General features: G+C 71.4%; 7 protein-coding genes and 1 riboswitch. Of the genes, 6 read left to right on the forward strand and 1 reads right to left on the reverse strand.

Annotated elements, in window-relative coordinates; genetic code table 11:
* Window positions 1-15 precede the first annotated feature (15 nt).
* Complete coding sequence (locus C1I98_RS02550; RefSeq protein ID WP_306461836.1) at window positions 16-1,023, reverse strand: ABC transporter permease; 1,008 nt, start codon at window positions 1,021-1,023, stop codon at window positions 16-18.
* A 412-nt stretch (window positions 1,024-1,435) separates the two neighbouring features.
* Window positions 1,436-1,566: riboswitch (FMN riboswitch) on the forward strand.
* Window positions 1,567-1,683: 117 nt separating this feature from the next.
* On the opposite strand from C1I98_RS02550, the gene ribD reads away from it, so the two are divergent.
* The 6 genes from ribD to C1I98_RS02580 all read left to right on the forward strand — a co-directional run bounded on the left by ribD (window position 1,684) and on the right by C1I98_RS02580 (window position 6,343).
* Complete coding sequence (gene ribD / locus C1I98_RS02555; protein WP_233507061.1) at window positions 1,684-2,772, forward strand: bifunctional diaminohydroxyphosphoribosylaminopyrimidine deaminase/5-amino-6-(5-phosphoribosylamino)uracil reductase RibD; 1,089 nt, start codon at window positions 1,684-1,686, stop codon at window positions 2,770-2,772.
* A gap of 5 nt (window positions 2,773-2,777) precedes the next feature.
* Window positions 2,778-3,386: a riboflavin synthase gene (locus C1I98_RS02560; RefSeq protein ID WP_111165423.1), complete on the forward strand. Its 609-nt coding sequence runs from the start codon at window positions 2,778-2,780 to the stop codon at window positions 3,384-3,386.
* On the forward strand, window positions 3,383-4,045 hold the full coding sequence (locus tag C1I98_RS02565) for a nicotinamide mononucleotide transporter family protein (protein WP_111165424.1): 663 nt from the start codon (window positions 3,383-3,385) through the stop codon (window positions 4,043-4,045). Before C1I98_RS02560 ends, C1I98_RS02565 begins: the two co-directional genes overlap by 4 nt.
* Entirely contained in the window at window positions 4,042-5,262 is a 1,221-nt protein-coding gene (locus C1I98_RS02570) for a bifunctional 3,4-dihydroxy-2-butanone-4-phosphate synthase/GTP cyclohydrolase II (RefSeq protein ID WP_111165425.1), read from the forward strand. The genes C1I98_RS02565 and C1I98_RS02570 overlap by 4 nt, the downstream gene beginning before the upstream one ends.
* Window positions 5,259-5,729: a 6,7-dimethyl-8-ribityllumazine synthase gene (ribH, locus tag C1I98_RS02575; RefSeq protein ID WP_111165426.1), complete on the forward strand. Its 471-nt coding sequence runs from the start codon at window positions 5,259-5,261 to the stop codon at window positions 5,727-5,729. The genes C1I98_RS02570 and ribH overlap by 4 nt, the downstream gene beginning before the upstream one ends.
* 152 nt (window positions 5,730-5,881) lie before the next feature.
* Window positions 5,882-6,343, forward strand: a complete 462-nt coding sequence (locus tag C1I98_RS02580) for a PH domain-containing protein (protein ID WP_111165427.1) — start codon at window positions 5,882-5,884, stop codon at window positions 6,341-6,343.
* Window positions 6,344-6,394: the final 51 nt, after the last annotated feature.

Consider the following 6,394-nt stretch of genomic DNA (forward strand, 5'->3'; position numbering starts at 1 on the left):
GGTGGCGCCGGGGGGTCACCGGCGGGTCTTGGGGTCGAGCGCGTCCCGGACGGAGTCGCCGAGCAGGTTGAAGGCCAGCACGAAGATCACCAGGGACACGCCGGGGAAGAGGAGGAAGGTGATGTCGTCGCGGTACACCTCCGCGCCGCGCTGGATCAGGCGTCCCCAGTCCGGGGTGGGCTCGATGATGCCGACGCCGAGGAAGGACAGCCCCGCCTCCGCGGTCACGAACGCCGGGAGCAGCAGCGTGGACTGGATGATGATCGGCGTCCAGAGATTCGGCAGGAGCTCCTTGAAGATGATCCGCGCCGGTGAGGCGCCGGTGATCCGCGCCGCCTCGACGAACTCCCGCTCGCGCAGGGACAGCACCTGGCCGCGCAGCAGGCGGGCGATCGTCGCCCAGCCGAAGAGGGTGAGCACGGTGATCAGCGAGACCGTGCGCAGCCAGACCGGCGTCTCCTCGCGCGGCGACACGAACAGTGACTCCACCACCGGCATGAAGGCGATGAAGAACAGTGTGGAGGGGAACGACAGCAGGATGTCGATGCCCCGGCCGATCAGGTAGTCGGTCCTGCCGCCCACGTATCCGGCGACGAGGCCGACGACCACTCCGATCAGGGTGGTCAGCAGGGTGGCGGCGGCGGCGATCAGCAGTGAGGTCCTGATCCCGTAGACCAGGAGCATGAAGACGTCGCGGCCGAGGCCCGGCTCCAGGCCGAACCAGAATTCGCCGCTGATTCCGCCGTTGGGCAGCAGCGGATAGCCGAATTCGTTGAGCAGGCCCTCGCGCTCCTGGCCGTACTGCGTGTACGGGTCGTTTCCATATGCCATGGAGATGAGCGGGGCCGCCAGTGCCACCACGAAGAAGAACAGCACCACGAAAGCGGAGAGCACTCCGGTGCGGTCCCGGCGGAAACGCATCCAGGTGAGCCGGCCCGGTGAGCGTCCGACGGATCCGGCGTCCGGCGGGCGCCCGCCAGGGGCGGCGGACGCTTCCGGTAGGGCCGGCGCAGGCATGGTCATCGCTGTGAGGACTCCCCGAGTCACGTGCCGGGGACGGACCTCTCCGGCTACGAGGAACCCTTGCAAAACGCCTGGCCGCAAATCAATGGATTGTCACAGGATCAAGATATAAGGCGTGCTTTGTTGTGCAAAGTAAATGGGCTTGTTGTCATCGGTGTATTGACCTGGGGCGTTGTGCCGCGGGAGAATCCGGTAAGGCTGGAAATTCAATTTCACGGATTTGTGACACGACCATGACGTGGCACTGACAATGCGGTGCCATTCTGGCCCGCGCGCGAACGCGGCCGGGGGCTCGGCACCTCCGAGGAGTCCCCGAGGAAGATCGTTTCGAGGCCGGCTCGGGTGCCCGATCCCGGCACCACCCCATCCCAGGCGCGCGTTTTATCCCGGCATGGCACACTGAGAGGTGAGCAAGCGTGCTCCGGGGTCGGTGTAATTCCGAACCGGCGGTTACAGTCCGCGACCCGGCCGAAGCCATCGGCCGGTGGATCCGGTGAAATTCCGGTACCGACGGTGAAAGTCCGGATGGGAGGCGGCACGCGGGTGGCGGCGCGCGCGACGAGCGCGTCCGCTGCCAGACGGATGTGCTTTGACGCATCCCGTCCACACCCCCGGGGCCCGCCACGGCTCGGCAGCCGATGGCGAACAGGAGGGCCAGGGGTGAGCGACCTCATGCACATGCGCCGGGCGATCGCGCTCGCCGCGGGCGGGCGCGGGACGACCAGTCCCAACCCGGTCGTGGGCTGCGTGATCCTCGACGCCGGAGGCCGGGTGGCGGGGGAGGGCTTCCACGCCCGCGCGGGCGGGCCGCACGCCGAGGTGGTCGCGCTGCGCCAGGCGGGCGAGCGCGCCCGGGGCGGCACCGCCTACGTCACCCTCGAACCCTGTGACCACACCGGCCGCACCGGTCCCTGCTCGCTCGCGCTGCTCCAGGCCGGCCTACGGCGGGTCGTGGTGGCCGTGTCCGACCCCAACCCGGCCGCCGCCGGCGGGGCCGCCCGGCTGCGCGCCGCGGGCGTGGCGGTGGAGACCGGGCTGCTGGCCGGGGAGGCCGAGCGCGGCAACGCCGAATGGCTCACCTTCGTGCGCCGCGGCCGCCCCCACGTGACCTGGAAGTTCGCCGCCACGCTCGACGGCAGGTCGGCCGCGGCCGACGGCACCAGCCGGTGGATCACCTCCGCCGAGGCCCGGGCCGACGTACACCTGCTCCGTGCGCGCAGCGACGCGATCCTCGCCGGTGTCGGCACCGTCCTGGCCGATGACCCCCGGCTCACCGCCCGCCCGCCGCTGGAGCGGCCCTCGGGGCCGCCGCTGCGGGTCGTGGTGGACACCCGCGGGCGCGTCCCGGCCGATGCCGAAGTGCTGTCGCGGGAGGCCCCCACGCTGCTGGCCGTCGCCGAGGACGCCGCGCCGGGGCCGGTGGGGGCCGCCGAGGTCGTACGGCTGCCGCGCGCCCCCGGAACGGGGCTCGACCTGCGCGCCCTCCTGGCCGAACTCCACAAAAGAGACATTGTCGGCATTTTCCTGGAAGGCGGGCCGACCCTCGCGGGTTCCTTCATGAGGGAAGGACTGATCGACCGCGTGGTCGGCTACCTCGCGCCCGCGCTGCTGGGCGACGGGCCCGCCGCGCTCGGCCCCGCCGGGGTGCGGACGATCGGGCAGACCCACCGGCTGGTGTTCGAGGAAGTCGTCAGCGTCGGGCCGGACCTACGGGTCACCGCCCGGCCGGCACCCAGTGAGGAGAACTGAAGGGGATGTTCACCGGAATCGTGGAAGAGCTCGGCGAGGTGGTCGCCGTCGAACCGCGCGACGGCGCGGCGCGGCTGTCGATCCGCGGCGCGACCGTCTCCGCCGACGCCGCCTACGGCGCGTCGATCGCGGTCAACGGCGTCTGCCTCACCGTCGCCGGACTCGACGGCGACGTGTTCACCGCCGACGTGATGCCGGAGACGCTGCGGCGCAGCACGCTCGGCGGGCTCGGCGCGGGCGACCGGGTCAACCTGGAACGCGCGCTGCGCGCCGACGGCAGGCTCGGCGGCCACATCGTGCAGGGCCACGTGGACGGCACCGGCGTGGTGCTCTCCCGCGAGCCCGGGACCGACTGGCACGACGTGCGCTTCTCCCTCGGCGACAACCTGGAACGCTACGTGGTGGAGAAGGGGTCCATCGCCATCGACGGCGTCAGCCTCACCGTCACCGCGGTCGCCCCGGGCGAGTTCGCCGTCGCGCTGATCCCCACGACCCTGCGGGAGACCACGCTCGGCCTGCGCGCGCCCGGCGAGCCGGTGAACCTGGAGGTCGACGTGATCGCCAAGTACGTCGAGCGGCTGACCGTCGCCCACCGCCCGAAGGGCCGGGCATGAGCGGCGGCACCACATGGGCGACCGCGGGCTTCGAGCTGTTCGGCCAGCACGTCGTCTGGATCGACCTGGTGGGCAACATCGGCGCCCTGGCGACCGTCATGCTGGCCATCCGGCGCACCATCTGGACCTGGCCGGTCCAGCTCTTCGCCTCCTCGCTGCTGTTCGCGGCCTCGATCAGCGCCCACGTGACCGGCAACGCGCTCAAGCAGGCGCTGTTCGCGGCGCTTGCGGTGTACGGCTGGTGGAAGTGGTCGCGCGGCATCCGGGCCGAGCGCACGCTGCCGGTACGCCCCGGCACGATCGCCGAACGGGTGACGCTGATCGGCGTCATGATCGCCGGCACCGGGGTGGTCGCGCTGGCCTTCCACCTGGTGAACCAGAACCTCTTCGAGATCTCCTGGAACCCGCTCCCGGACGCCTACATCTTCGTCGGCAGCGCGGTGGCCACGTTCGCCCAGGGACGCGCGCTGATCGACTTCTGGTGGATATGGGTGCTCGTCGACCTGGTCGGCGTGCCGTTGGCCTTCGGCGCCGGACTGGTGGTCTCCGGTGTCGTGTACGGGGTGTTCCTCGTGCTCGTCGCCGTGGGCTTCGTGACCTGGACGCGTGAGTACCGGTCCCGTACCGCGGTGCCGGTGGAGAAGGTGGTGAGCGCATGAGCGACATCAAGATGGACCCGGTGGAGCGGGCCGTGGCCGACATCCGCGACGGCAGGCCCGTCATCGTCGTGGACGACGAGAACCGCGAGAACGAGGGCGACCTCATCTTCGCCGCCGCCAAGGCCACCCCCGAGCTGGTCGCCTTCACCATCAGGCACGGCAGCGGCGTGATCTGCGTGCCGATGCGCGGGGTGGAGCTCGACCGCCTCGGGCTGCCGCTGATGGTCGGCGAGAACCGCGAGCGCATGCGCACCGCCTACACGGTCAGCGTGGACGCCCGTGACGGGGTGTCCACCGGGATCTCCGCCGCCGACCGGGCACGGACCATCCGCACGCTGTGCGACTCGGCGACCGAGCCGTACGAGCTGGTGCGGCCCGGCCACATCTTCCCGCTGCGCTACGCCGAAGGCGGGGTACTGGCCCGGCGCGGCCACACCGAGGCCGCCGTGGACCTGGCGGTCATGGCCGGGCTGCCGCCCGCGGGCGTGATCTGCGAAATCGTCAACGACGACGGCACCATGAAGCGGCTGCCCGCGCTGCGCGCGTTCGCCGACGAGCACGACGTCGCCCTCATCTCCATCGAGCAACTGGCCGACCACCGCCGCCGTACCGAGCGGATGGTGACCCGCGTGGCCGAGACCGCGCTGCCCAACCGGCACGGCCAGTGGCGCGCGTACGGCTACGCCAGCACGCTCGACGGCGGCGAACACCTCGCGCTCGTCTACGGCGACCTCGCCGACGGAGAGAACGTCCTGGTCCGGGCGCATTCGGAATGCCTCACCGGCGACGTGCTCGGTTCGCTGCGCTGCGACTGCGGCGTCCAGCTCGACGCGGCCATGGCGGCGATCGCCGCCGAGGGCCGCGGGGTCATCGTCTACCTGCGCGGGCACGAGGGCCGGGGGATCGGGCTGCTGGCCAAGCTCCGCGCCTACAGCCTCCAGGACGCGGGCAGCGACACCGTCTCGGCGAACCTGGAACTCGGCCTGCCGGTGGACGCCAGGGAGTTCTCCAACGCCGCGCAGATACTGGCCGACCTGGGCGTCAAGTCGGTCCGGCTGCTCACCAACAACCCGGCCAAGACGCGCGGGATGGACGGCTACGGCATCAAGGTGCTCGGCCGGGAGCCGATGGAGGCGGCCGTCACACCGTTCAACCGAAAGTACCTGATGGCCAAGCGCGACCGCCTCGGCCACGACATCCCACAGGAGATCTCATGAGTTCAGGCGGACGCCCGGACGCCCACGCCGTGCCGGCGGCGGGGCTGACGGTGGGGATCGTGGCCGCCCGCTGGCACGAGAAGATCACCGACCGGCTGGTGGAGCGAGCCGTACAGGCCGCCGGCGACTGCGGCGCGACACCGACCGTGGTGCGCGTCGCGGGCACCCTGGAGATCCCGGTGGTCGCCCAGTCCCTCGCCCGCTCCCACGACGCCGTGGTCGCCCTGGGCGCGGTGATCCGCGGCGAGACGGCCCACTTCGAGTACGTCTGCGACTCCGTCACGGCGGGACTCACCAGGATCTCCCTGGACGAGGAGACCCCCATCGGCAACGGGGTCCTCACCTGCGAGGACCTCGACCAGGCCACGGCCCGCTCCGGCCCGCACGGCAAGGAGGACAAGGGCTACGAGGCGACGGTGGCGGCGTTGGAGACCGCCTTGACCCTTCGCGGGCTGCGGCAGGCGTGAGCGTCCGCGGGCCGAAGGGCTTTCGGGGGCGGGGTGAGGTGATCCGCGGGACCGGTGGGCGGGTGCGGTAGGTTGCCTTCCGTCTTCGCCACCGTGCGGGCGCGCGCCCACATGGCGGCATCCGAGGAAACGACCCGATGAGAGCGCCGCCGATGCCAGATATCGTCACTCCGCCCAGCCTGCCCGTCACCTGGCGGCCACGCAGAGGCAGGCTGGTGGCGTACGGCTTCGCGGCGGCCGCGGTGATCGGGGCGCTGATCTTCGCGATCGCGCTCCCCGAGCCGTTCGGCCTCGCCGACAAGATCGCCATGGTCGGCCTCGGCTGCGTCTTCGCCGGGGTGCTGCACCTCCTCGGCCGCTGCCGGGTCGAAGCCGACGACGCGGGGATCACCCTGATCAACGCCCTGCGCTCGCACCGCTACACCTGGCCCGAGGTCATCGACGTCACCCTGATCGAAGGCGAGCCCTGGGCGAAGATCGACTTCGCCGACGGCTCCACGGTGGGCGCGATGGGCATCCAGGGTTCGGAAAAGGGCCGAGCCCGCCGCCAGGTCGCCGAACTCACCGCCCTCATCCACGAACGCGGCGAAGCCGGCGAGCCCCCCTCCCCCTGACCCGGAACACCGACCCGGAACACCGACCCGGAACACCGACCCGGAACACCG

The organism is Spongiactinospora gelatinilytica (genome assembly GCF_003236385.1).
In the GTDB taxonomy this organism is placed as follows: domain Bacteria; phylum Actinomycetota; class Actinomycetes; order Streptosporangiales; family Streptosporangiaceae; genus Spongiactinospora; species Spongiactinospora gelatinilytica.

What these genes read in the sequence shown, in the direction of transcription:
- ribH (WP_111165426.1), top strand. Translation starts at nt 5,259, where the DNA reads ATGAGTTCAGGCGGACGCCCGGACGCCCACGCCGTGCCGGCGGCGGGG.
- C1I98_RS02580 (WP_111165427.1), top strand. Translation starts at nt 5,882, where the DNA reads ATGCCAGATATCGTCACTCCGCCCAGCCTGCCCGTCACCTGGCGGCCA.
- C1I98_RS02550 (WP_306461836.1), bottom strand. Translation starts at nt 1,023, where the DNA reads ATGACCATGCCTGCGCCGGCCCTACCGGAAGCGTCCGCCGCCCCTGGC.
- C1I98_RS02570 (WP_111165425.1), top strand. Translation starts at nt 4,042, where the DNA reads ATGAGCGACATCAAGATGGACCCGGTGGAGCGGGCCGTGGCCGACATC.
- C1I98_RS02560 (WP_111165423.1), top strand. Translation starts at nt 2,778, where the DNA reads ATGTTCACCGGAATCGTGGAAGAGCTCGGCGAGGTGGTCGCCGTCGAA.
- C1I98_RS02565 (WP_111165424.1), top strand. Translation starts at nt 3,383, where the DNA reads ATGAGCGGCGGCACCACATGGGCGACCGCGGGCTTCGAGCTGTTCGGC.